Annotated in this window: 26 protein-coding genes; 10 read left to right on the forward strand and 16 right to left on the reverse strand. The window is 68.4% G+C overall.

Annotated elements, in window-relative coordinates:
• Positions 1–4: 4 nt before the first annotated feature.
• Genes ACN27A_RS00135 through ACN27A_RS00155 form a run of 5 tightly spaced genes read right to left on the reverse strand, consistent with a single transcriptional unit; the run spans position 5 to position 2,361 of the window.
• Positions 5–892, reverse strand: a complete 888-nt coding sequence (locus ACN27A_RS00135) for an ABC transporter permease (protein ID WP_421448735.1) — start codon at positions 890–892, stop codon at positions 5–7.
• Positions 889–1,068 (reverse strand): hypothetical protein, encoded by a 180-nt coding sequence (locus tag ACN27A_RS00140; RefSeq protein ID WP_421448736.1) that lies wholly within the window; start codon positions 1,066–1,068, stop codon positions 889–891. Before ACN27A_RS00140 ends, ACN27A_RS00135 begins: the two co-directional genes overlap by 4 nt.
• Positions 1,065–1,739, reverse strand: a complete 675-nt coding sequence (locus ACN27A_RS00145; RefSeq protein ID WP_421448737.1) for an NUDIX domain-containing protein — start codon at positions 1,737–1,739, stop codon at positions 1,065–1,067. The genes ACN27A_RS00140 and ACN27A_RS00145 overlap by 4 nt, the downstream gene beginning before the upstream one ends.
• Positions 1,736–2,110 (reverse strand): RRQRL motif-containing zinc-binding protein, encoded by a 375-nt coding sequence (locus tag ACN27A_RS00150; RefSeq protein ID WP_421448738.1) that lies wholly within the window; start codon positions 2,108–2,110, stop codon positions 1,736–1,738. The genes ACN27A_RS00145 and ACN27A_RS00150 overlap by 4 nt, the downstream gene beginning before the upstream one ends.
• A complete protein-coding gene (locus ACN27A_RS00155; protein ID WP_421448741.1) occupies positions 2,110–2,361 on the reverse strand; it encodes a DUF6284 family protein in 252 nt (83 codons plus the stop codon). Before ACN27A_RS00155 ends, ACN27A_RS00150 begins: the two co-directional genes overlap by 1 nt.
• Positions 2,362–3,099: 738 nt before the next feature.
• Here ACN27A_RS00155 and ACN27A_RS00160 point away from each other — a divergent pair.
• Together ACN27A_RS00160 and ACN27A_RS00165 are read left to right on the forward strand one after the other, a co-directional pair.
• Complete coding sequence (locus ACN27A_RS00160; RefSeq protein WP_421448742.1) at positions 3,100–4,266, forward strand: hypothetical protein; 1,167 nt, start codon at positions 3,100–3,102, stop codon at positions 4,264–4,266.
• 4 nt (positions 4,267–4,270) lie between these two features.
• Positions 4,271–4,816 (forward strand): cysteine hydrolase, encoded by a 546-nt coding sequence (locus ACN27A_RS00165; protein WP_421448744.1) that lies wholly within the window; start codon positions 4,271–4,273, stop codon positions 4,814–4,816.
• Between the two features lie 24 nt (positions 4,817–4,840).
• Here ACN27A_RS00165 and ACN27A_RS00170 read toward each other — a convergent pair whose 3' ends face one another.
• Complete coding sequence (locus ACN27A_RS00170; protein WP_421448746.1) at positions 4,841–6,145, reverse strand: hypothetical protein; 1,305 nt, start codon at positions 6,143–6,145, stop codon at positions 4,841–4,843.
• A gap of 339 nt (positions 6,146–6,484) precedes the next feature.
• Complete coding sequence (locus tag ACN27A_RS00175) at positions 6,485–7,666, reverse strand: tyrosine-type recombinase/integrase (RefSeq protein ID WP_421448754.1); 1,182 nt, start codon at positions 7,664–7,666, stop codon at positions 6,485–6,487.
• A 210-nt stretch (positions 7,667–7,876) separates the two neighbouring features.
• Between ACN27A_RS00175 and ACN27A_RS00180 the strand changes: the two genes are divergently transcribed.
• Positions 7,877–8,116 carry a hypothetical protein gene (locus tag ACN27A_RS00180; protein WP_421448755.1) on the forward strand — a complete coding sequence of 80 codons (240 nt, stop codon included), beginning with the start codon at positions 7,877–7,879 and terminating at the stop codon, positions 8,114–8,116.
• Here ACN27A_RS00180 and ACN27A_RS00185 read toward each other — a convergent pair whose 3' ends face one another.
• Together ACN27A_RS00185 and ACN27A_RS00190 are read right to left on the reverse strand one after the other, a co-directional pair.
• Positions 8,117–8,368: a helix-turn-helix transcriptional regulator gene (locus tag ACN27A_RS00185; protein ID WP_421448758.1), complete on the reverse strand. Its 252-nt coding sequence runs from the start codon at positions 8,366–8,368 to the stop codon at positions 8,117–8,119.
• Between the two features lie 554 nt (positions 8,369–8,922).
• The gene (locus ACN27A_RS00190) at positions 8,923–10,194 is read right to left on the reverse strand and encodes an MFS transporter (protein ID WP_421448759.1); all 1,272 of its coding nucleotides are present in this window, start codon (positions 10,192–10,194) and stop codon (positions 8,923–8,925) included.
• A gap of 233 nt (positions 10,195–10,427) precedes the next feature.
• Between ACN27A_RS00190 and ACN27A_RS00195 the strand changes: the two genes are divergently transcribed.
• Entirely contained in the window at positions 10,428–10,886 is a 459-nt protein-coding gene (locus ACN27A_RS00195) for a helix-turn-helix domain-containing protein (RefSeq protein WP_396803477.1), read from the forward strand.
• A 231-nt stretch (positions 10,887–11,117) separates the two neighbouring features.
• On the opposite strand, the gene ACN27A_RS00200 is transcribed toward ACN27A_RS00195, so the two are convergent.
• The 5 genes from ACN27A_RS00200 to ACN27A_RS00220 form a co-directional block, all read right to left on the reverse strand.
• On the reverse strand, positions 11,118–12,251 hold the full coding sequence (locus ACN27A_RS00200) for a TniQ family protein (RefSeq protein WP_421448761.1): 1,134 nt from the start codon (positions 12,249–12,251) through the stop codon (positions 11,118–11,120).
• A gap of 8 nt (positions 12,252–12,259) precedes the next feature.
• On the reverse strand, positions 12,260–13,303 hold the full coding sequence (locus tag ACN27A_RS00205) for a TniB family NTP-binding protein (RefSeq protein WP_421448763.1): 1,044 nt from the start codon (positions 13,301–13,303) through the stop codon (positions 12,260–12,262).
• Positions 13,304–13,392: 89 nt separating this feature from the next.
• A complete protein-coding gene (locus ACN27A_RS00210) occupies positions 13,393–13,965 on the reverse strand; it encodes a Mu transposase C-terminal domain-containing protein (protein WP_421448765.1) in 573 nt (190 codons plus the stop codon).
• Positions 13,966–14,172: 207 nt separating this feature from the next.
• Positions 14,173–15,432: a hypothetical protein gene (locus tag ACN27A_RS00215; protein ID WP_421448767.1), complete on the reverse strand. Its 1,260-nt coding sequence runs from the start codon at positions 15,430–15,432 to the stop codon at positions 14,173–14,175.
• Positions 15,432–16,214 (reverse strand): TnsA-like heteromeric transposase endonuclease subunit, encoded by a 783-nt coding sequence (locus tag ACN27A_RS00220; RefSeq protein ID WP_421448769.1) that lies wholly within the window; start codon positions 16,212–16,214, stop codon positions 15,432–15,434. Before ACN27A_RS00220 ends, ACN27A_RS00215 begins: the two co-directional genes overlap by 1 nt.
• Positions 16,215–16,304: 90 nt before the next feature.
• On the opposite strand from ACN27A_RS00220, the gene ACN27A_RS00225 reads away from it, so the two are divergent.
• Entirely contained in the window at positions 16,305–16,883 is a 579-nt protein-coding gene (locus tag ACN27A_RS00225) for a class I SAM-dependent methyltransferase (protein WP_077938073.1), read from the forward strand.
• 120 nt (positions 16,884–17,003) lie between these two features.
• Here ACN27A_RS00225 and ACN27A_RS00230 read toward each other — a convergent pair whose 3' ends face one another.
• Both ACN27A_RS00230 and ACN27A_RS00235 read right to left on the reverse strand, forming a co-directional pair.
• Complete coding sequence (locus ACN27A_RS00230) at positions 17,004–17,903, reverse strand: IS3 family transposase (RefSeq protein ID WP_421448771.1); 900 nt, start codon at positions 17,901–17,903, stop codon at positions 17,004–17,006.
• Positions 17,904–17,914: 11 nt separating this feature from the next.
• Positions 17,915–18,208 carry a transposase gene (locus ACN27A_RS00235; RefSeq protein ID WP_013289208.1) on the reverse strand — a complete coding sequence of 98 codons (294 nt, stop codon included), beginning with the start codon at positions 18,206–18,208 and terminating at the stop codon, positions 17,915–17,917.
• Between ACN27A_RS00235 and ACN27A_RS00240 the strand changes: the two genes are divergently transcribed.
• Genes ACN27A_RS00240 through cas5e form a run of 5 tightly spaced genes read left to right on the forward strand, consistent with a single transcriptional unit; the run spans position 18,192 to position 22,674 of the window.
• The gene (locus tag ACN27A_RS00240; protein WP_421448774.1) at positions 18,192–18,485 is read left to right on the forward strand and encodes a hypothetical protein; all 294 of its coding nucleotides are present in this window, start codon (positions 18,192–18,194) and stop codon (positions 18,483–18,485) included. The two genes, ACN27A_RS00235 and ACN27A_RS00240, sit on opposite strands and share 17 nt — an antisense overlap.
• A gap of 37 nt (positions 18,486–18,522) precedes the next feature.
• On the forward strand, positions 18,523–20,184 hold the full coding sequence (gene casA, locus ACN27A_RS00245) for a type I-E CRISPR-associated protein Cse1/CasA (protein WP_421448776.1): 1,662 nt from the start codon (positions 18,523–18,525) through the stop codon (positions 20,182–20,184).
• Positions 20,181–20,855, forward strand: coding sequence for a type I-E CRISPR-associated protein Cse2/CasB (gene casB / locus ACN27A_RS00250; protein WP_421448777.1), 675 nt, complete (start codon positions 20,181–20,183; stop codon positions 20,853–20,855). The genes casA and casB overlap by 4 nt, the downstream gene beginning before the upstream one ends.
• Positions 20,852–21,976 (forward strand): type I-E CRISPR-associated protein Cas7/Cse4/CasC, encoded by a 1,125-nt coding sequence (cas7e, locus tag ACN27A_RS00255; protein ID WP_421448778.1) that lies wholly within the window; start codon positions 20,852–20,854, stop codon positions 21,974–21,976. Before casB ends, cas7e begins: the two co-directional genes overlap by 4 nt.
• On the forward strand, positions 21,973–22,674 hold the full coding sequence (gene cas5e, locus ACN27A_RS00260) for a type I-E CRISPR-associated protein Cas5/CasD (RefSeq protein WP_421448781.1): 702 nt from the start codon (positions 21,973–21,975) through the stop codon (positions 22,672–22,674). The genes cas7e and cas5e overlap by 4 nt, the downstream gene beginning before the upstream one ends.
• Positions 22,675–22,681 lie beyond the last annotated feature (7 nt).

The raw sequence follows: 22,681 nt of genomic DNA on the forward strand, positions 1-22,681 counted from the left end.
ATAGCTAGTCGTGGGTGCGGACGAGGTGGGCGAGGGCGGCTCCCATGCCGAGCACCGCGACCGGGAGGCACGCGACGGCGGTGGTGATCCACCACGGGGCCGATTCGATGCCGGCCGCGACGAGCAGGTGGTAGGCGACCTGGCCAAGCGCGCCGACGGCGAGGGAGCCGAGCGCGGACCACTTGGCGAACCGTCGCGCCGCGTCCGGCACCCGACCGGACAGCCACACGTAGAGGGCATACGCGCCGTAGGTCTCGACACCGATCGGCAGGGTGATCGCGGTGTTCAGGCTGAACCCGTCCGCGATGCCGGGCAGCGGGTGCACCACGCCGAACCCGGTGAGTCCGCCGAGTCCGACCCACCCGGACCAGATCGCCACGAACGCGGGCAGCGCCAGCAGGATCACCGGCCACACCACCGCCGGTCGGACCGGCGCGGACGGGGTGGGCGTGTCCGGGTGACCGACCACCGTGACCTGCTCGACCTGCTCGGCGGGCGTGATCTTCGTCGGGGTGCCCGGGGTCGGGTCGGCCGGTGGGGTGTGCTCGGGTGCGACCGGGGCGGGTGCCGGGTGCGGGCCGATCGGCTCGGCGTAGTCCAGCGGCACCGCAGCCGGCTCGCCGAGGTCGGCCGGGGCGTCGGTGAGGGGCAGCAGAGCACCCCGGACGATCATCGCCGTACGGATCTGCTCGGTGCGGGTGCGCTGGGCGTGCTCGGCCTTGAGGCGGGCGAGCAGGTCATCAGCCTTCGGCGCACCGATGTGGAACTCCCGCATCAGCCGGTTACGCGACGGGAACTGCTGTCCGTCGGGCAGGTCCAGGGCGCGGGCGGCCGGCAGGAGGGCGTCTACCGGCTGCGGGTAGCGGGTGCCGTTGATCGTGGGGGCGGTCATCGGGTGGTGTCCTTTCGGGTAGCGGGTCGGGGGGTCGGGTGGGGCCGGTGCTCGCTGACGCCCCATGTGCGGCCCGCCTTCGCGGAGCCGGTGAAGCCACCGGAGCCGGCGGACTTGAACACGTCGCCGCTGCCGGACACCGGCTTGCGGGTCCGCTGCGGCTCCAGTGCCGTCACCGGGTCACCTCGTCCAACTCGGCGGCGAGCAGGCCACGGTGGGCGGGGAACACCTGACCGTCGTAGGCGTCGGCGAGGTAGTCGGCGAGCACGTCGTAGTCGTCGGCGGGCAGCCACAACGCCCGCCGGGCGTCGTCCGCGCCGGTCACCGGCGGGAAGTCGCCGCGGCGGTGGTGGCCGATCCAGGTGCGGGCAAGGACGGTGACCATCCATGCCTCATCCGAGGCGCGGGGGTCGGGCACGTAGCGCGGCGCCGACAGCTCCCAGCGGGCATCGGGAAGGATCAGGCCGGTTTCCTCGGCCAGCTCCCGCACGGCGGCATCGGCCGGCGTCTCGCCGGGGTCGACGTAGCCGCCGGGCAACGCCCAGCCGTGGCCGTCACCGCGCTCCACCATCACGATCCAGCGGTGCCGGTTCTCGTCCCAGAGCGACACCAGGGCGTCGGCGCAGACCTGCTCGCCCCAGTGACCAAGCTGGTTGCGGCCGTAGCGGATCCCCGTCGGCGCGTACGGGTTGACCGGCCTCCCGTCGACCAGCGGGAACGGAAGTGCGGCCGTGGCCCGGCGGGCGGACCAGTCGATGGCGGTGGGGTCCATGGTCGGGTCGGCCCACGGCGCCCCGGCGGCGATGCCGTCCAGAACGCTCGGGTGGGTGTAGGTGCGGCAAGTCATGCGGCGGCCTCCATCGGGTGGGCGCATTCAAGGCACTCGCCGAGCGAGCGCGGGATGTAGTACGGCCGCACCTGACGGCAGATGCGGCAGGTGCGGCGGGCGGTCAGCGCGGCGCGGACCGCCCGCAGCTGGGCGGGGGTGGCGGTGCGCTTCGGACGGGCCAGGTCGACCCGGTACAGGTACGCGGCGCGGGTACCGCCAACACCGCGCCAGAGCACCTGGGCGGCGATCGGCTGACCACCGGGCCGTAGGCCGGCGGCGCGTAGTTGGCGGCGGGTGGCGTAGCCGGGCGGTGCGCCGCGCCACCAGTAGGTGGGGATGCCGTACCGCGTGCCCTCCGGGTCGTAAAAGGCGGCGCGGATGCGCGACATCAGGCCGCGCGGTGCGGGCCGGCGAGGGTGCCGGCGGCCAGCTCGGCGGCGGCGCGGGTAACGCGGGCCTCGGCCCGGCGCAGCCGCCGCCAGTCCAACGCGGTCGGGCCGCCGTGGTCCTCGGCGTACAGCATCGTGATTTCGGCGTCGAGCACGTCCAGTTCGGCCGCGATCAACGGCCACTCCGTGTCGATCGCGGCCAAGTCGGCAGCGGTCGGCTCGGCGGTCACGGGAGCGAGGTGCGTTCGCACAGGAACCTCCGGTACAGGTCAAAACGGCGGGGGGAACCCTCGGAACCGAGCCGGTGCCGCGACCGAGTAGCAGACGTGCTACCAGCCCGGAAACCGAGGTTGTGCAGCACGCGCTAACCGCTTCGCTCGCCCCGCTCGCCCGGGACATACCGGGGTCGACCACCAGGTGGTTCAAGGCAGGGAGTGCCGCTCGGCGGCCTCACGCGTGCTCATTCCTGTCGCTGTGGAGTTGTCAATGAACGGCCTGATCCGGCGTCTCATGGGCGTGCGGCAACGTGTGCCGTCGTCCCCCGAGCCATCCGGCCGGTACAACCTGACGTTGTATTCGTGACGCTACAGCGTCACGTTGTATTCGGGCAAGCACTCATACCGCGTAGGCTTGTACTGATGACTGACGCTGACCTGCCCGCCGACTGGTGGACGACGGACCACGTACGCACCTACCTCGCTTCGGTAGGTGCCCCGATCAGTCGTGCAACCTGGGCTTCTTACGTCTCACGGGGGCAGGCGCCCGCACCTGATCGGATGTTCGGCCGGTCCCCAGCCTGGCAGCCCGAGACCATCCGAAAGTGGCAGGCCGAGAGGCCACGTAGAGGCACCATCGGCTAGGTCGGATCATCTGGTGCCTCCCGTCCTCGGCTCCCGTCTGCGGCGGCACCTTGCTCGCCTGGCAATGAGACTGCCTGGCCGGCATCGTTTCGGGCATCTCCTACGCACGGACACGTAAGGACATGGGGTATGTCCACTGAGGTCCCTCGGCAGTACAAGCCGAACCTTGTGCTGGTCAACCGCCGTAAGGCGGCCGGCTGGGAGTCACGCAAGCGAGCGGCGCGAGAGCTGCACCGCATTGGCCAACAGCGCGGCATCCGAGAGACGCCCACGGTCGAGGCCATCGAGAAAGCGATGTACCGCCACGAGACCGGCCGCGTCGCGGTCACCGACCCGATTTACCGGCAGCTCTACTGCCTGGCGTACGGAGCGAAGCCCCACGACCTATTCGGTGAGCTAACCAGTGGCGCTGAGGACCGGCCGCACTTCTCGGCGCGATCTCACAAGTTCGTGACGGCGTTTGTCGGCGCCGACGGCGCTGCCCGCCTGCGGGAGGTCGCAGGCTGCGCGCCAGCGGTGGGGGAGTGGCATACCTGCTACTCGGTACCCGTCGAGCACCCGGAAGGTGACTGCACCCTGTACGTCTGGCCCTGCGGGTCGGTGGTCTTCCACCTTGTCGAGCCTGTGCAGCTGTCCACGATTGCGGCGCTGGCCGCGTGGCGGGTAGCGTCGTACGGCGACAACATCAATTGGGCTATCGACTACCTCGCGCCCATTGCGCCGGTCGAAGATGAGTCTGCGGTGTATGTGCTCGGTGCTCACTGGGTCGTTGAGCCAGCCTGGCCGGCAGAGTTGCTGGGAACTGCGCTACGCATCATGTCGACGCCGAAGGTGTTGCTACACCGTGACCGCCCTATGGATGACGAACACCTGGCGCACGCCGAACTGATCGAGCAGTCGTTGCTATCCGAGGCGTACGATCACGTGGGCATCGAGTCGTTCGGCTTGCAGGGCATCTCGGTGGGCTACGCCTCATGGTCCGGAGTCGTCTACCATCCGATCGCTGCCGAGCGTTCCTTGACGGAGGCTGAGGTAATCTCCTGCGAGCTAGCGATCCAATCCATGTGGGCGTATAGCGACGCGATCGCCCGTCAGGTCGAGCAGGGGCAAGACCCGCAGGTGCCGTCCGAGTATGGTTGGCGCTACCTTCGGGGGGTGCGCTCTCGCCTCACTATTTCCCGCCTGCGTGAGCCCGGACAGCATCAGGCGATGCGTCGGGCGATCCTGCGGACGTGCGATCTCATGCCAGCCCTAGACCAAGCCATCGAAACCCTCCGTGAGACGGATCGAGGTTAATCCAATGACATCGGGTCGCCCTGTACTTGTCGTGACCGACATGCAAAACGGTTTTGTGCGTGAGCAATCAGCACACGTCGTTCCTGTCGTTGTCGACCTGGTGCGCCGTTGGCAGGCAGTTGGCGGCGACACGCTATTCACCCGGTACCTGAACTATCCAGGAAGTCCGTTCGAGCGCTTCTTTGGTTGGCAACGGCTTCAGTCTTCCCCTGACATCGATTTCGTGCCCGAGTTGCGCCCGTACGTAGATCAGGGCGTAACGCTTGACAAAAGGATCTATAGTCCATTCACCTCGGAGGGTGTGGCGCTGTTCAAGCAGCGCGGATGGGAAGAGTTCTACTTCTGTGGGATCGCTACCGAAAGCTGCGTCTTGAAGGGTGCGGTGGACGCATTTGAGCACGACCTCACGCCTTGGCTGCTCGCGGATGCCTCGGCAAGCCATGCGGGCATTCAGGCGCACGAGGCGGGACTACTGGTCGCACGGCGGTTCATCGGTCCGCGCCAGGTGATCGGGACCGCCGACATTCCCACTGCACTCATCAGCCGGTAGGAAACGCCAAGGACGGGTGAGGGATTAGGCGTCAGACTTAAATGGACCTATCTCCCAGACGCGCGCAACGGGCAGCAGGAAATTAGGGATCGCCCCGCCAAGGTCAGTGAAGTTGTCTTCGTCAAAAGTTCGCTTTCCTCCCCGGTCCTTGAAGATAGAAAATGCCTGTAGGAGGCGACCATCTTTTGTCATCGCTGTCACGGTGATGGCTTCCTCGCGATCCGGCCGGTCTCTTGCGGGTTTGAACCCTGGTGCGTTGAAGTCTTCATCGGGGTGTACGAATGCCACCCATTGTTCCCCGACGAGAATTAGGCCGTTAGCGCTTTCTCTGCGAACTTCGTCGGCGAGTCGCTGTAGGGCTAGCCGCTTGGTTTCCTGATTCGGAAATTGCATCGGCAGTTGAGCGACCACTCGATCGTCAATCAGAAGATAAGCGAATGTGTGGTGGGATTCATCAACGCTCAGAACCATTTTTGCAGTCTTTAGGAGATTCGGAACGCGCGCTATGGCGTCCCCCGATCCAGGGTCAAAATCCATCCCGTATTTCTCGACAGCTCCTCTAACCTGTTCCTCGGTGGTTATGCCTATGGGTACCCGTATCTCGGCAATCTCATATCCCGACTTCAGGTCGACATGCAGTGCGCGATTCTGGTCAACTGGATCCATGCAAATAGCTCGCGTCCCTGTGTGCGAATCCACGCAGCTTGGTTCACGTGTCGGGAGGTTGCAGGTGTCCACGCCCGCCTTGCTGTGGGCGGTGCCAATCACGTGGGCGATACGGCTGTATGCGCGGGACGTGGCATCCAGCAGTTCCCAATCGGGCAGCATGCGATCGACCCAGCGGCGATCTATGGAGATAGTGCCCTCGGGTCGCAATGCATTTTGGGTCAGGATTGTCCGCAGGATCTGTCTGGTGGTGAAGCGTGGTGGGAAACGGAAGGTCTTTTCGTACTCGTGGGTCCAGTCGTATGAAATTCTTACTCGCGCTTCACTGTGAATTTCGAGATCGGCTTCCTTGACGATTCGGTTTCGGGCTTTAACAACCCAACCCATCGCGGGGTCTGCCTTGACTGAGTCTTGCCATGCGCCGTACCATTCTTGAAAGTCCGGAAGATTGCTCTTCTGCTTCTGTAGCAGCCAGGTGACGTTTCGCAAATTCTGGATCAGGGAATTCAGGTTTAGGCGGAAGCCTTCTGGATCCATGTATTTCTCTGCGGTCATGTGCCAATGCACATGGCAGTCCATTAGGCGGCGATGCGCGTCCTTGATGGGGCAAGGCGCTCCTTCGATGGCACCTTGCTTCTGGCGACTGGCTTGACTCGCAGGCATCCGTGCATAGTACGGCGAGTTGCCCGGCTGGCGAGCGCCGTGAATGTGGCTGGATGCCCGTCCGGATCCGGGGACCAGGTGGGGACCACACGTCGTGCGCGGTGGTGGTCGGTATGCCTTCGGCTGCACGGCCTGATCTTGGGGATAGCGTGTGTGACGTGCGGGAACGCTTACCGAAGCGTCCTGGGGGTCAAGGGGTCGTCGGTTCGAATCCGGCCGTCCCGACAGTAAAGCAGCAGGTCAGGGCCTTGATTCACTTCGGTGAGTCGGGGCCTTCTTGCTGTTCCGTCTCACAATTCATCACGTACGCGCGTGCTGCTGAATTTCGTGTCACGGGAGTCAGCCGAACAGGCCTGATTCGAGGTGCTCGGCCGCCACCTTGAGGTGGCTGCTGTCCGGGTGGACGTAGACCCGCTTGGCCAGCGTGCCGCCGTCCGCGTGACCGGCCCAGGCCGCCAGCACGACGTCCGGTACTCCGGCGCCGGCGAGGTAGGTCAGGCAGGCGTGCCGCGCGTCGTACGGCCGGACCTTGCGAACCCCCACCTTCGCCATCAGCTCGTACACCCGGCGGCGGAACCAGTCGGTACGTTGCGGCTGGCCGAGCTCGTCGACCAGGACGTAGCCGCTGTCGACGTAGACGTCACCCGCCTTCAGGCGCTCCTTCTTCTGTAGGGTCTGGAACGCCTTCAGAGCCTTCACGGCCGTCGCCGGCATCGGTAGGCCGCGTTTGCCGGCCGCCGACTTGGCCTCCTTCTCCTCGATCTCGCCATCGACGAGCGTCCGCGTGTTCTCCCCGGCCGCGATCGTGCCGGCCTCGAAGTCGACATCGGACCAGCGCAACCCACACACCTCGGCCGGGCGCAGGCCCATCAGCGACAGCAGGCAGGGGGCGTGCAGGCGCTCGCCCGCGATGCCCGTCAGGAACGTCTTCACCTCCTTCTGGGTCCAGGGCTTGCGCTGTGCCCGCGTCTCGGCGTCGGCCTTCGCTGCCGCCCTTGGGATGGTCACAAACGCTGCGACGTTGCGCACCACGAGTTGGCGGCGAACCGCCACATTCAGCGCGGTCCTGAGACGGCCGAGCGTCAGGCGCACCGAACGGACGCCCAGTCCCGTTCCCGGCTTGCCGCCGCGCCGCCGGCCCTCCGTCAGCATCCAGTCGATCAGCGCCTCGATGTCAGCCTCGGTGACGTCTTGGAGCGGCTTGCTGCCGAGACGAGCGCGGACCGGCAGGAGCGCATCGCGGTAGTTGGCGGCGGTGGCCTTCTCGACATCGCGGGTGGCAGACGTCAACCATTCGTCGAGGAACTCGTCGACCGTGACCTTGCCGGGTTTGACGTACGTGCCGCGGTCGGTCTCGTGCTTGATCCGCGCGTACTCCGCCTTGGCTTCCTTCCTGGTATCGAAGGTGTAGGTCCGCTGGTCCCGACGTCCGTCCGGCTTGCGCCCGACGTCGATGACGAACCGGTAGCGGGTCTTGCCGCTGCGAAGAGTGACCTTCTTGATCGGGTCCGAGGTGCTCACGTTGGTCCTGCTCCTTTCGCGGGGGAGGGGCTAACGCCCTGCCTTCAGTGTCTGAAACAGCGGCGAGCTTGACCCTGATGGTACCCAAAAAGGGTACCAATTTTCGGTCCCAAGGCAGCCCGTGAGATGGCGGTTGGTGATAGGCGATGTGGGATGTGGGAACCTCAACTCGTCATCCAGCCGTTCGAGCACTCGCCGAGGAGTTGAGGCATGCCGCGACAGCGCCCTGTCGCCGAGAACCTGCCGCCGTTGCCGGCACGCGAGAAGCGGGATCAGCAGGTCAAGATCCGGCTCACGCCTTCCGAGATGGAGAGGCTGGTAGTTATGCGGCCTGACCTCACGCCCTCCGGGATTCTCGCGTTGCTCGTCGACGACGTGCTCGCCGGGCGGTACCGGCCTGCGTGGGCGGCCGCTGGGCCTGACGGGGCCAGCGGTCAGCGTGAGGCGTAGTCACGTGTCCGTCGGGGCTGGACGGGCCTCGCCGCCGTGCTGCTGCCGTTCGATGCCGACGAGCCTGAGCAGGTCCGCGGTGCGTACGCGGTAGGTGATCCCGATCCGAAGCACCGGGCAGGGGAAGGCACCGCTCTTCGCCAGTTCGTAAGCCTTCGTGCGGCCAACGCCGAGAGCGCGAGCGGCGGTCGCGAGATCGACCATCGCGGGTAGTTGGAGTAGCTCGTCCTGGTTGAGAGTGCTGACGGTCATCACCCTGCTCCTTGGTCGAGGGGAGCGGACACCGGGGCGTCCGGCTGGAGAGGCATGGTCCGACATGCCTCGACACGACCATGTGGCCTGGGCGTTGCTTGTGGCGCTACCTCTCCTTGGTTGCGGAGGCCGGAGCGTTGGTAGCGCCTCGTTCATCCAACACCGGCCGCCGCTGCCTGGGTTGACGGCAACGCAACCGGCAGTGCCACAGATTCGCGGGAGAGGAGTTCGGCAGCTTGGTCGCGCCAGGTCGGGTGATCCGGCGGCCGACGAGGGTCACCTAGTGCCGTGACCACGAACGTTCACGGTGTTGGATGACATGCCGTCTGGTCGCCAGGCCGGCATTGTGGTGGCATTCAGGCTGTGGCGGCGGCAGAACCCGTTCTGTGCGCGGCGGCTCGGCCACCAGGAGGTTCAGGAGGCTGGACGAGGTGCCTGTGTAAGGCGATCGTGGGGGAGGGCTCCAGAGCCAGCCGGGACTACCAGTAGGTCAGTGTGGGCTCCATTGGGTCGCGGCGATCGACGCGAGAACCCGCACCGCCAATGCATGGGGGTCAGCCATTGTCACCGGTTTTCGCCATCGCCGGTTCCGCTGCAGCCTCCGGCTTCGCTGCCGCCAGTCCGGGTCGGGTGGGTAGCAGCGCGGCGGCGAGCACCGCGCTGGCCGCCAGCACGCCGATCACGAGCCAGACGGTGGTGGTGAGGGGCAGTTGTTGTCCGGCGATGCTGCCCTTCGAGGCGCCGACGACGGTCGCGGCCATCTCGGCTGCCGAGAAGGCGGATCCGACCCGACCGAGTTGGCGGTCCGGGGTCTGGCGTTGAACCTGGACCTGGACCAGCATCAGCAGCGCGCCACCGGGCAGACCGGCCAGGGCGATGAAGACCAGCGCGGCGACGAAGTGATGGATGAGGAAGAGCCCGGCGAAGCAGAGGGTGATCACCGCCAGGCAACCGGTGAACGACAGCCGGAGAAGCCCACTGCGGGACAGCACGTTGCCGACGTACGCGCTGGCCAGGAAGCCGCCGCCGAGTGCCGCCATCAGAACGCCTACGTCGCCGGCGTCGCCGTTAAGGACGTCGAGGACGTACGGCACCAGAAGCACGTTCAGTGCGGCGTTGGCCGACAGGAAGAGGCTGGAGACGATGAGCGTCGCGCGGAGGACAGAGTGCCTGAAGAGAAAAGCCAGGCCCTCCCGGACCTGATCCCAGAAGACGGCCAACCAGGAGGACGTGTTCCGCTGGCGCCCATTGTCGGCCACCCGCAGCCGGCCCATTCCGAAGATCAGCACGGCGGAGAGCAGGTACGTCGCGGAGTCGATCAGCACCAGGCCGTCGAAACCCACGAGGGCGTAGAGCGCGCCGCCCAGGGGCGCGCCGGCGAGGCGGACGAGGCCGCCCGCAACCGTGTTCCAGGCGTTCGCCGCCTCCAGTTCAACGCCCCGACCGACGATGCCGGGCACCGCCGCCCGGGCCGCCGGCTGGAAGAAGTGCCCGATCGCGCTCTCGAAGAACATCGCCGTGTAGAGCAGCCACAGCATGCCCGGATCGTCGACCACGAGCAGCGCCAGCACTATGACCATGCGCAGCAGGTCCGCCCCGACCATGACCGCCCGCCGGTCCCACCGGTCGGCCACCACCCCGGCCAGGGGCGCGAAGACGATCGCGGGAAGGGTCTGCGCGACGAAGGCGAAACCACTGCTGAGCGTCGACCCGGTCATCGTATAGACGTAGACCGGCACCGCGACGATCATCAGCCAGTTGCCCAGGTTGGACAGTAGCGTGCTGGTCCAGAGCAGGCCGAAACGCCGGTTCCTGACGAAGATCACCGCCCACCTTACTTCTCCGTGACCCACCGCTGGTGCCCCACGTCGTTGGCGACGTCGGATGACATGCCGTCTGGGTCGCCAGGCCGGTAGTGCGGTGGCGGTCAGGCTGTGGCGGTCAGGCTGTGGCGGTGGCAGAACTCGTTCGCGTTCGGCGGCTCCGTGACCAGGAGGGGCAGCAGCTGCTGAGGATTACTCGTAGAGGTACCGGCTCTCCGATCCGGTTACGGCGGGCGATGGTGGTGCTCGCCTCGGCCGGCGGGAACACGGTGCCGGCGATCGCTCGTCTCGTTCAGGCCGACGAGGACACGATCCGGCAGGTCATCCACAGGTTCAATGAGATGGGGATGGCCAGCCTGGACCCTCGGTGGGCGGGTGGCCGTCCCCGCCAGATCAGTCCTGACGAGGAACAGTTCATCGTCGAGACTGCCAACACCCGCCCCGAGAAGCTGGGGCGGCCATTCATCCGGTGGAGTGTCCGCAAGCTCGCCGACCACCTGCGCGTTCACTCCACCCGACGGGTCCGGATCGGGCGGGAACGGCTGCGGCAGATCCTGCACCGGCACCGGATCACCTTCCAGCGGACCAAGACGTGGAAAGAGTCCACCGACCCGCAGCGCGAGGTCAAGCTCGCCCGGATCGAGTACGTCAGCAGCCACTTCCCGCTTCGCCGCGGCCAGCACCGCTTTCGGTAGATCGTCGAGCAGCCCGAACGGGTCGACCGCTGGGGCCCTCGGCGTCGAGGACCGCGAAGCCAGGCGACCGACAAGGTGTCGGGCGAGCATGAGTTGTTCACCAGCGTCCGAGCGCAACCGGACCACTGTGTCCGACAGCTGTCCCGTCCGGCGGAAAGTGGCACTGGTGTCGGTGCCTGAGCTGCGGTTGTGCCAGGTCCGCGCGGACAAGATCAGGTTAGTCGTCCGGATCTACTTGGCACTGTCGGCGATGAGTGCGTCCAGCAGTTGCGACAGGCTGAGGCGTGGGTGGTGTTCGGGCTCGGGTTGGTAGTCGAGCGGCAGGTCGTGGTTGGTGGGCCGGTCGGCGTAGTTCGGTAGCGCCCAGCTCGGAACATGGCGGCGCTTGTTGAACTCCTTGTTGGCTTTCTTGGCGAGGGTCTCGTCGGAGGTGGCGTGGTTGACCGGGACGCCGTCGAAGGTGACCCGGCGGGTCTGCGGGAACGTGCGGTTGGGCACGACGACATCCGGCAGGCCGGCCATCGCCCGCAGCCAACGGTCTGTTTCGTACCCGGTCCACTCCTGGGTGACGGGCCAGTCATGGGGGACGGGCTCAGGTCCGATCTGCCGGCTGATCTCGGCGGTGATGGTGAGCCGGTGCTCCGCGGAGGTCAGCGCCCGGCGGGCAACGGCCCGCCACGTAGGCGAGCAGAACAGCCGCGCAAGGTTGACGATCTCGGGGTAGAACGCGGCGAGGAACACCGAGGTGTTGAACCGGGTGCGGGTAGGGATGAGCAGGTCGATGCGTTCCTGCCAACTGCGGCGTCCGGGAAAGTCGATACGTTGCTGAAACCGCCGGTCGACGCAGACGGCGATGGAGACGTCGAACGCGTTGAAGACGTGCCGCCAGCCTCGGCGGCGCAGCAGCCGAGTGTGCCGTCGCTGCGCGGTGACGAGTTCGAGGACCAGCCGCGCGAGCTGTCGAGGACGTAGGTCCGGGATGGTGGGGACCGGCGGGCCGATCCAGTAGCCGTGGCGGGTGCAGACGAACTCGTGGTGGGCGAAGAACCGGACGACCGGCCCGCCCGGGTGCCGTGCGGTGCAGACGGGGCAGGCCCGTTGGGGAAGGTGACGCAACTCCCGCCAGCGCGGGGCGGGGTCACGCAGTTCGGGCATCGCGTGCGCGAGCGCGGCGAGTTGGTGGCCGGTTGCGGCGACGAGCCGCTGCGCGACGATGAGCTGGCGGCGCTTGCTGGTGCCGCTGTAGGGCACCGAAGCGCTGAGGTGCTGCCAGAGGTCTCGGTAGCCGATGGAGTGCAGTGCGGCGAGGCGCCGGACGTAGGAGGTGACGGTTTCCTGCTGGGCAGGCCGAACCGTGATCGGCAACCTTCGGATCATGCGGTCGTGGCGGCCGGCGCCCGTGGCGCCGGTGCGGGGCTGGGGTGGGTCGCGGCGTATGCCTCGGCGGCGTGGTCGAGGCGGACCCGGTCGAGGTGGGCGCGGGTCAGGTGTTCGGTGCCGTCGAGGATGGCGTCGATGGCGGCGCCGCGGACCAGGTGCGACAGGCTGCCGATCATGCCGGCGGTGCGCCGGTGCAGGTACTCGTCAAGCGCGGCGAGCGTTCTGGGCTGGTGGGCGCGCAGCGGCAGAGTGGCTTCCAGGCTGGCGACCAGGGCGTGCCAGGCGGCGCGTTGGTCGGCGGTGCCGTAGGCGAACGCGGTGGTGGGGATGGTGGTGAACCGGCTGGCGAGCTGCTGACCTCGGGGGCCGGCGAACAGGCCGACGCGTTCGACGTTGACGCCGGCGTAGATGAACGTGGCGGGCAGCCGCTCGGCGAAGTATTTGAGCTGGTCGGACACCTCGGCCCCGGCGCGGGTGGCGAGGTTGAGGTTGTGCACCTCGTCGACCAGGACCAGCTCGACACCGACGTGAGCGGCGGTCGCGCAGACTGCGTTGGTCACGTCGGTGATGTTGGCCCGGCGGCCCAGCGGCAGACCGAATAAGCGGGCGAACTCGACGGCCAGCATCCGGGGTGTGGCCGCGGGCGAGACGGTGACGTAGACGACCGGCAGCCGGTTCTTCTCGTGCGGGTGCCGGCGACGCACCGCGACTTCGTGGGTGCGGCCCAGCGCGGTGATTGCGGTGGTCTTGCCGGTGCCCGGGACGCCGGTGACGATCAGCCCGCGGCGTGCGGACAGCTGACGGCGGTTGAGCAGCACCAAGCGCCGTGCCGTCGCCACGACCTCGGCAACGACCGGGGTGTTGACCATGACCAGCTCGGACAGGTAGTCGATGCGCGCGTCGTCGGTGTCGGTCCCGTCGCCGGCGGCCGGCGGGGTGGGCCGACGGTCCACGAACCGCGCCCAGCCCTCCTTGGTGGTCAACGGCTCGTCGGCCAGGACCTGCTTGGGCTGGTCGGGCTGGCTCAGGTGCTCCATCGGGGCGTGGCCTTTGCCTCTCAATCGGAAGGGACGTTTGCGGCGGAGGCGCACCGAGACGGGAGCCGGGACTGTGGCCCTGCGCCGGGTCATAGCCAGCGCTCGGCTTCGGCGTCGACGTCGAACAGCCCGAACGGCTCCACCGGCGCCGGCCCGGCGCCGGGTGCGGGTGCGGGCGTGGGCAGGTCGATGACCTGCGCCTCGGGCAGCACCCGGCGGCGTGCCGCCCGGGTGCGGGCCGCGACGCGGGCCGTGGCCTTGTTCTGCGGCCCGTTGCCGGCGCGGGTGAGCAGCTCGTCGAGGACCCGGGCGACCTCGGTCTCGTTGTCGTCGGGCAGGCCGCGGGCGGCGGCCATCCGGCGGGCGTGGCGCCAGGTGAAGTCGGCGAACGGCGCGCTGACGATCGGCAGGTGCGTCCAGGCCGCGGTGATCCAGCCGGCCGGGGTGCGGACATAGACGTGGGACAGGTCGTAGGGGTCGTAGTGCACTTCCCAGCGCCCGCCCTGCTCAGCGACGGTGGAGCGTTCGCCGTGGGGCAGGGCGTCGTCGTCGTAGGTGCGGTGGTCGATGGTGATGCCGTACTCGTTGACGTGGCGCCAGTGCACCGGCAGCAGCTCCAGGTAGTCGGTCCCGGACAGCGTCAGGGGCAGGTAGCCAGACACGGCGACCATCGCGGCGTAGGCGTCGTTCGGGCTGAACGCCCGGCGCGGCGCGTGCGGGTCGCGGAGCCCGTCATGGGGCCGGTGCTGCCACCCGGCGACGATCCACTCGTCGAGCAGGTCTTGCAGCTCGGGCAGGCTCCAGAGCGGCTCGTCGGTGATCCGGTCGCCGCGGCGGGTGACGTTGCCACCGGTGTAGCCGGCGACGTGCTAGCAGAACAGGCTGGCGATAGAGGAGAACTGCCGCTCGACCAGCGGCTTGTCGGTCGGGGTGCCCTTGCGGGCCGGCTGGATAGAGATGCCCAGCCGGTCGCAAGCGCGGGAGAACACCTCGGAGACGAACACCCGGCCGTGGTCGATGACGATCGTCTCCGGGACGATCACCGGCTTGGCCGCGGCGGTCTCCAGCCGGGCGTCGATGTCGAGCAGCCGCGTGTGCGGCAGCCGGGAGGCGGACATGCGCAGCGCGGCCGACCAGCCGGGCCACATCGGCTCAGGGACCAGCGTGCGGGCCAGCAGCAACGCGGCGTCGACGGCCTTGGTGCCGGCCGGGCGCAGCACCGCCGCAGCGATGGTGCGGGTGGCCACGTCGACGACCATCGTCAGCTCGGGGCGGCCGGGGACGCCGGAGTCCAGCAGCACCATCACGTCCAGCGGCGTGGAGTCGATCTGCACCAGCTCACCGGGCCGGGTGGCGAACGTCGGGGTGAACGGCGCAACCGGCCGGTTGGCCAGGGACCGGCGCGTGGTCGCCGCGCCGAACGAGTGCCGCCCGCCGGCCAGCACGCCGACCAGCTCGTAGAACGCGCTGCGACCCGGAATCGGCACCACCCCGGGCCCGTGCTCGGCGTCCAGCGCGGTGCGCACCCGTCGCATCAGGCGCCCGCGGGTGCCCGTCGAGGCGTGCGTCTGCGCGTCCAGTTCGGCGCGGATCGCCGTGACCAGCCGCTCTTCGGCCCGGCCGACCGGGTCGCTGCCGCGGGTGTATCGCTGGTCGACCAGCCCCCACAGGCCCTGCTCGGCGTAGCGCAGCCGCATCCGCGTCACCGTCCGCGCCGAGGTCGGCTGCCCGGCGGCGCTCAGCTCGACGGCCTTGGCCGCGTCGCGGTCCTTCAGCGTGCTCGCCGCTGGGTCGTAACCCGGCCGCGGCCCGGCGCCCTCCGGCGCTTCCGGTGCCCGGCCGGTGACCACCTCGACGAGGTGCCGCTCCCAGCGCCGGGCCCGCTCGAGCACCTCGTGCGGCAGGGTCTCCAGCAGCCCCAGCGGTTCCACCGCCGGCACCGCCTGCTGCTCGTCGAGCAGCTCGAAGTCCGCGGCGGCGAGCAGGAACGCCAGCAGCACCACCTGCGCAACCCCACCCCGCGAGCGCAGCCGCACCGACGTGCCGGCCAGCGCCACCACCTGGTGCTCGTCGCCGTCGAAACGCACCCACTCCCCGACACGCAGCACCGGCAACTTGCCCGCGCCCATCAGCAGGCCCCGGCCGTGGTCACGATGGTCGCCTCGTGCAGCCGTACCCCGAGGTCACAGGCCAGCTCACCGCACCACAGCAGGTGGAACAACACCGGCAGGACCGCGATCGGCTCACCCGCCGCACCAGCACCGTCCATCAACGGCGCGGGCTCGGCGAACACCTCCCGCAACGCCGCGCCCACCGCCGGCAGCCGGTACCGCGGATGCCGGTAACCGGCCAGCCAGCGCACATTGCGCACCATCACCAGCTCCGGCGCGCCGACCAGCCGATACTCCCATCCGACCAGCTCACACGCCCGGCCAGTCACGGCGAACGCCGCAGCGTCACGCGGCTTGATCCGGTCGACTGGTCGGCAGTCCACCACCAGGCCCCGCCCGTCGGCCAGCCGGGCGAAGTAGTCCGGCGCGTGCGAACGGCGCCGGCCGGAAGCCTCGTCGTTCCAGAACAGCCAGAACGGCTGCGACGTGATCCCGGCCACCGCCGGGTCGAAGTCGAGCAGCATCAGGTGATCGCGCTCCAGCCACGACTCGTACCCGACGTGAGCGCCGGTCGTCGACGACCACCACAAGCCCGGGAAGTTGCGCTGCCGCTTGTACGACGGGAAGCCGCGTACCGGCTTGACCAGCTCGAACAGCACCCCCGCCGAGTCGATCAAGGAGGTGCGGACCTCCGATCCCTCGGCGCCGACGTAGCCGACCTCGAACTCAGCCGTCAGCGGCCCACCCAGGCCCGGCACCGCGCGCAGCACCCCGGCACCGTACCGGACGTGCCACCTCAACCCGGACGCGTACTGGGTTCGGGGCGGAACGCGGGCAGACTTTAGAGTGGCGCCGTGAGCAACCAGCCGGTCCGCGACGCCTACTCGCACATGTCCGAGCAGTACATCGCCCTGTTCGATGGTGACTGGCAGGCCCACGTGGATGACACGGCCCTTGTCCGAGACCACCTCGTCGGCTTGGACGGCGCCGTGCTCGATCTCGGTTGCGGCCCCGGGCATTGGAGCGCCTACCTGCATTCGCTCGGCGCCAACGTGACCGGCGTCGACTTGGTACCTGAGTTCATCGGCTACGCCCGGACCCACTTTCCCGGGCCGGCGTTCCAGCTCGGATCAATGACGGACCTGGACCTTCCCGACCACTCGGTGGCAGGCATCCTCTCCTGGTACTCGACCATCCACCTACCGCCATCGGAGCTGGATGCGGTACTCGCCGAGTTCCGCCGGATGCTGCCTCCTTCCGGGAACCTGGTGATCGGCTTCTTCGACAGCGACGACGATGTGGCCGCGTTCGACCACAAGGTCCACACGGCATACCGCTGGCCCGTAGACACATTCTCTGCCCGCCTGGCAAAGGCTGGTTTCACCGAACTTCAGCGCTTGCAGCAGCAGTCCCCGGACCGCCCGGACCGCAAGTACGCGGCCATTGCCGCAACAGTCGCCGCGCCGTAGTGCCCGATCGGCACACAGCTGACTGCCGGTCGAGACCAAATACACGCACACTCATCGGGAAGCCTGTCAACTCGCCGAGAACCCGCTAACCTCGCTGAGACCGGACAGCTGAAGTGACCCCTATCGGCCGGACACCTCGATGTCTGTCAGGGACTCTTGGTGGAGCTTCTCGTAGGTGTCGGGGCTGACGTTACCCAGACGGCTGTGCCGACGGCGAGGGTTGTAGAAGCCCTCGATGTAGGAGAACACCTCCATCTCCAGTTCATGCCGCGATGGCCAGGCCCGGGTATAGACCAACTCGGTCTTGAGGGTGGCGAAGAACGACTCGGCCATGGCGTTGTCGTAGCAGTCGGCGACCGAACCCATTGAGGCCAGGACGCCGCAGGAGCGCAGGATGCGGCCGAACTCGAACGAGGTGTACTGGGCTCCGCGGTCGGAGTGGTGAACCAGCTGCTCGCGGGCGGGTCGGCGGTGCTGGATGGCCATGCCGACGGCGTCGAGGATCAGCTCGGTGCGCAGGTGATCGGCCATTGCCCACCCGACGACGCGGCGGGAGTAGGCGTCGACCACGACCGCGAGGTAGAGGAAGCCTTCCCAGGTGCGCAGGTAAGAGATGTCGGCGACCCAGAGCCGGTTCGGTGCGGTCGTGCTGAACTGCCGCTGGACCAGGTCCGGGGCGGTCGCGGTCGAGGCGGCTTTGCGGCGGGGCTTGCCGCGTCGGCGCCGGTGGGCGCCCTCGATGCCGGCCAGGCGCATCAGCCTCGCTACCGCTTTGCGGTTCCAGCGGTGGCCGCGCTCGTGCAGCTCTGCGGTCAGCCGGCGGGCGCCGTAGACGCCGCGGTGCTCCGACCAGGCCTGCCGGGTCAGCTCGACCCGGGCGTGGTCGTGGCGTTCTCTGTCGGTGGCGCGTTGCCGGCCGGCGCGTAACCACTGGTAGAAGGCGCTGTGGCCGACGCCGAGGAGCCGGCAGAGCAGACGGACCGGGTAGGTGGTCTTCTCCGCGTCGATGAACCGGTACACGTCGGCACGGTTCACCGCTCCGTCTCGCGTGCGAAGAAGACCGCGGCTTTTTTCAGGATCTCCTTCTCCAGTTCCAGCTGGGCGACCTGGCGCCGCAACCGGATCAGCTCGGCCCGCTCGTCAGCGGCCAGGTCGCTGGGCCGGCCGCCGTCGCGCTCCTGCCGCAGCCGGTCGACCCAGTTGCGCAGCGTCTCGTGGTTGACGCCCAACTCCCGACCGACGTCACGGATCGGGCGACCGGAGTCGAGCACCAATGCCGCGGCCTGGCGCCGGAACTCCTCGGGGTACTTGCTCTGTCGAGCCACAGCGTTTCCTCCTCCTCGGCAGAATGCCAAGTCAGGAGGTGTCCGGCTTCAGGGGGTCACTTCACCACTGCCGCGCGCGATGACTGCCACGGACGTGATCGATGAGGTGATCGCCGAGTTGGAACGGCGTACCGACCTCAGCGCCTGGCAGGACAGTCACTGGCTGGCCGGCGAGCTAGTGCTCGACATCGACACCGACGGGACCGCCACGGTGGCCGGCTTCGACCTGCACTACCACCCGGAGGAAGGGCTGCGCGTTACCCGTGCCAACACCTGAGTTCCCTTCGACCGTAGACGCAAAGGAGGTGCTGCCAGTGAGCGGCCTACCGCACCCAGCCGGATTTTCGCTGGTAGACGAGGCGTGGATTCCGGTACTGGACGCCGAGGGACAGCGACGGGACGTGTCGCTGCTCGGCCTGTTCGAACAGGCCGGCGACGTCCGCATGATTGCCTGTGAACTGCCCACGCAGACGTTCGCGATCTTGCGGCTCGCGTTGGCGATCCTGCACCGGACGACGGGCGGCCCACCGGGTGAGGCCGCTTGGCGGGCACTGTGGCGGGACCGGCGGCTGCCGGTCGCCGACATTGCCGACTACCTCGGCGTCTTCCGCGACCGGTTCGATCTGCTGCATCCGGAGCACCCGTTCTACCAGGTGGCCGATCTGCGGGCGGCCAAGAACAACACGTACGGACTTGAGCGCCTCATCGCCGACGTGCCGAACGGTATGCCGTTCCTGACGACTCGCGCCGGACAGGGCATGGAGTCGATTGCGCTGGCCGAGGCGGCCCGCTGGGTGGTGCACTGCCAGGCGTACGACCCCTCCGGAATCAAGACGGGAGCGGTCGGAGACCCGCGGGTCAAAGGTGGGCGGGGCTATCCCATCGGGGTGGCGTCGCTCGGGGCGTTGGGCGGCGTGCACATCGAGGGCGCGACCCTGTTGGAGACGCTGCTGCTCAATCTGGTGCCGATCGCGCCCGGCTGGCAGGTATCCGACGAGCGGGACCTGCCGGTGTGGGAGCGCGAGCCGCAGACGGCCGTCGAGGAGGCAGACTCGGCACGCGGCCCGCACGGGCTGCTCAGTCTTTACACCTGGCAGTCACGACGGATCCGGCTGTTCGGCGATGCTGGTGGCGTTACCGGCGCCATGATCTCCAACGGTGATCGGTTGGAGTGGCAGGATCGACACCTGCTGGAGCCGATGAGCGTCTGGGGACGCAGCGGGCCACGCGAGCGTGAGCAGAAGCGGACCCCGATCTACCTGCCCCGGCCGCACGACCACAGCCGGGCGCTGTGGCGAGGGCTGCAGACCCTGCTGCCGGCGCCGCCGCTTCCCGGCGCCGAGGCGCCACAGCGGCTGTCGCCGATGGTGGTGCAGTGGCTGGCCCGGCTGACCGTCACCGGGGTTGTCGGGTCGAACTTCCAGGCACGAACGCGCGCCACCAGCGTCACCTACGGCACCCAGCAGGCGGTCGTCGACGAGGTGTTCAGCGACGCGCTGACCATGAACGTGCTGCTGCTGGTCGAGGACTCCGCCCTGCGTGCGGCGGCGGTCGACGCTGCCGGCGACGCCGAGTCCGCAGTGAAGGTGCTACGCCGGCTCGCCGACAACCTGGTGCGCGCCGCCGGTAGCCGGGACATCGACAGCGGCGATGCCGAACGCGCGGCTGAACGTGGATACGCCCTGTTGGATCGCGCGTTCCGGGACTGGCTGGCACGGCTCGGACCGGACAGCGATCCGGTGGCCGAGCGAGCCTCGTGGCAGCGCTTGGTGCGGCGGGCCGTGAAACGGCTGGGCAGTGACATGGTCGCCGCTGCCGGCCCGGCGGCCTGGGCCGGCCGGCCTGGCGTCGATCGCGCCGGGAGGGATGTGCATTTCTCGAGCTCGCAGGCGGAGGCGTGGTTCCGCCTCGGTCTGGCCAAGGCGCTGCCGATGGCGGCTGAACTCGAGCATCAGAGGCAGGAGGAGGCAGTATGACAGTGACAGAGACCAGCCGGCCGGACGCCCCGGCACGTAGACCGTGGGCACGCCGTCGCAGAGGCCTCGGCGAACATGTCGCACGGACGGTCAGTGCCCTGCAGGTGCGGCTGTTGCGTGAGGCGCCCCAGCCGGAGGCGGTCAGCGCACTTGCCCGGCTGCGGCGCGGCATTGGTCGGGCACCAGGCTTCGACTACACGCTCGAGCGCTACCTGCAGGTCCCGGAAGACCTGCTGGGTTACCGGCCGGCAGACGATGCCGTTGCCACCGACGCCGAGTACGCCATGCATGACGCGGTGACCCTGTACGCGTTGCATCAGCAGTCGCGCCGGGAACGGATGCATTTGGATGGACGAGGGCTTGGCCAGGCCCTGGCTGAGCTCGTCCGCGTGTCGGCTGGGCCAGACGGTGTACGGCGCCGGTTCGCCGCGCTCGGCACTGCCAGCACCTACCACGAGGGCATTTACCACCTGCGCAGCCTGATCACGATGCTGCGTGAACCGCAGATCCCACTCGACTACGGCCTGCTCGCCGACGACCTGCAGACCCTGCGCCTGCCCACCGGCCGGCCTCAGGTCCAGGCCATCTGGGGCCGCGAGTTCTTCCGCAGCCGGCCCAGCACTGACGTTGAGACCCCCGCCACCGACGCCCACGAGGAGAACCTGTCATGAGCCGCACCATCATTGACGTCTACGCGCTGCAGACGGTGCCACCGAGCAACCTCAACCGAGACGACACCGGCTCACCCAAGACCGCCGTCTACGGCGGCGTACGGCGCGCGCGGGTGTCCAGCCAGGCATGGAAGCGCGCAATCCGGCTAGCGTTCGCAGGCCTGCTCGACCGCTCCCAGCTCGGCGAACGGACCAAGCGCGTGGGCGAGTCCCTCGCGGCGCGGATCAAGGCCCTCGACCCCAGCCTGTCCGACGAGGCCGCATCCACGCTGGCCGCCGAGGTCTTCGTGGCTGCCGGCCTCGCCAAGGCGGAGAAGAAGAAGAGCGAGGCGAAGGACGTCGAGTCCGGTTACCTCATGTTCCTGAGCCACCGGCAGGTGGAAAACCTCGCCGCCGCAGCACTGGAAGCCTCCCGAGCCGGCACCAATCTCGACAAGAACCGGTTCAAGGCACTGGCCAACACCGAACACTCAGTCGACATCGCGATGTTCGGCCGGATGGTGGCCGACATGACAGACATCAACGTCGACGCCGCATGCCAGGTGGCCCACGCCATCAGCGTGCACGCCGTCGACAACGAGTTCGACTACTTCACCGCCGTCGACGACCGCAAGGCGGACGCCGCCGAGACCGGCGCGGGCATGATCGGCACCATCGAATTCAACTCGTCCACCCTGTACCGGTACGCGACCGTCGACGTGGACGCGCTGCACCGCACCCTCGGCGACGCGGGCGCGACCCGAGCTGCGGTCGAGGCGTTCCTGACGGCGTTCGCGCGTAGCATGCCGACTGGCAAGCAGAACACGTTCGCCCACCGTACGTTGCCCGACGCGGTGCTGGTGCGGCTGCGTGACACGCAAGCGATCAACCTGGTCGGGGCGTTCGAGACGCCCGTGCGGGAGACGCACGCGGCCGGGCGAATCGAACTGGCCGCAGCAGCACTGGCGAAGCACACCACGGCCGTCGAGAACGCGTTCGGCGAGCGGCCGGTCGGCAGCTGGGTCACCCAGGTCGGTGACAAGACCGCGGTGCTGGCCGACCTCGGCAAGGCGGTCAGCTTCAGCGAGTTGGTCACCGGAGTGGGAGAGCAGGTCGCTGTGGCGCTCGGACAGCCAGCATGAGTGTGTTGTTGTTGAGGCTGGCGGGCCCACTCCAGTCGTGGGGGTCGTCCAGCCGGTTTGCTCGCCGGGGCACCGAGGTCGCACCGACCAAGAGCGGAGTGATCGGCCTGCTCGCCGCCGCCAAGGGCATCCGACGCACTGAGCCGCTTACCGAATTGCTGGGCCTGGAGTTCGGGGTACGGCTGGACCAGCCCGGGCAGATCCTGCGGGACTTCCAGACCGCCCGTTCTCTCGACGGACGCGACAGCGCGCCACTCACCTACCGCTTCTACCTCTCCGACGCCGCTTTTCTCGCCGCCGTCAGCGGTGAGCAGGAGCTTCTGCACGGTCTGATGGAGGCACTCAAACGGCCCCGGTTTCCGCTCTATCTCGGTCGCCGCTCGTGCCCGCCGACCCTCCCGATCAGCCTCGGCGTACACGAAGGCACTGTCGACGACGCCCTGACGTCATGGCCGTGGCTCGCCGCCGAGTGGCACCGCCGCAAAGCGGCCCGCACGGTCCGGTTGGAGATCATCCGCGACGCCCGGCCCGGCGAGCCGGTCACGGAGACCCTGCCCGACGAGCCGGTCAGCTTCGATCCCGCACATCGGCAGCACACCTGGCGGTCGGTGCTGCGCCGGCACGTCGACGTCACCAACGACCTCGCGGAACGGGCCGGCGTCGCCGAGCACGACCCGCTGAGCCTGCTGGGAGGCTGAGCATTCC

This window comes from Micromonospora sp. WMMD737 (assembly GCF_049179055.1).
In the GTDB taxonomy this organism is placed as follows: Bacteria; Actinomycetota; Actinomycetes; order Mycobacteriales; family Micromonosporaceae; genus Micromonospora; species Micromonospora reichwaldensis.

Excerpts from the sequence above, each read along its gene's own strand:
- ACN27A_RS00165 (WP_421448744.1), top strand. The coding sequence starts at position 4,271 with ATGACATCGGGTCGCCCTGTACTTGTCGTGACCGACATGCAAAACGGT.
- ACN27A_RS00225 (WP_077938073.1), top strand. The coding sequence starts at position 16,305 with ATGTCCGAGCAGTACATCGCCCTGTTCGATGGTGACTGGCAGGCCCAC.
- ACN27A_RS00205 (WP_421448763.1), bottom strand. The coding sequence starts at position 13,303 with ATGGAGCACCTGAGCCAGCCCGACCAGCCCAAGCAGGTCCTGGCCGAC.
- ACN27A_RS00170 (WP_421448746.1), bottom strand. The coding sequence starts at position 6,145 with ATGCCTGCGAGTCAAGCCAGTCGCCAGAAGCAAGGTGCCATCGAAGGA.
- ACN27A_RS00145 (WP_421448737.1), bottom strand. The coding sequence starts at position 1,739 with ATGACTTGCCGCACCTACACCCACCCGAGCGTTCTGGACGGCATCGCC.
- ACN27A_RS00180 (WP_421448755.1), top strand. The coding sequence starts at position 7,877 with ATGCCGCGACAGCGCCCTGTCGCCGAGAACCTGCCGCCGTTGCCGGCA.
- ACN27A_RS00160 (WP_421448742.1), top strand. The coding sequence starts at position 3,100 with ATGTCCACTGAGGTCCCTCGGCAGTACAAGCCGAACCTTGTGCTGGTC.
- cas5e (WP_421448781.1), top strand. The coding sequence starts at position 21,973 with ATGAGTGTGTTGTTGTTGAGGCTGGCGGGCCCACTCCAGTCGTGGGGG.
- ACN27A_RS00195 (WP_396803477.1), top strand. The coding sequence starts at position 10,428 with ATGGTGGTGCTCGCCTCGGCCGGCGGGAACACGGTGCCGGCGATCGCT.
- casB (WP_421448777.1), top strand. The coding sequence starts at position 20,181 with ATGACAGTGACAGAGACCAGCCGGCCGGACGCCCCGGCACGTAGACCG.
- ACN27A_RS00150 (WP_421448738.1), bottom strand. The coding sequence starts at position 2,110 with ATGTCGCGCATCCGCGCCGCCTTTTACGACCCGGAGGGCACGCGGTAC.
- ACN27A_RS00135 (WP_421448735.1), bottom strand. The coding sequence starts at position 892 with ATGACCGCCCCCACGATCAACGGCACCCGCTACCCGCAGCCGGTAGAC.
- ACN27A_RS00215 (WP_421448767.1), bottom strand. The coding sequence starts at position 15,432 with ATGGGCGCGGGCAAGTTGCCGGTGCTGCGTGTCGGGGAGTGGGTGCGT.
- ACN27A_RS00185 (WP_421448758.1), bottom strand. The coding sequence starts at position 8,368 with ATGACCGTCAGCACTCTCAACCAGGACGAGCTACTCCAACTACCCGCG.
- cas7e (WP_421448778.1), top strand. The coding sequence starts at position 20,852 with ATGAGCCGCACCATCATTGACGTCTACGCGCTGCAGACGGTGCCACCG.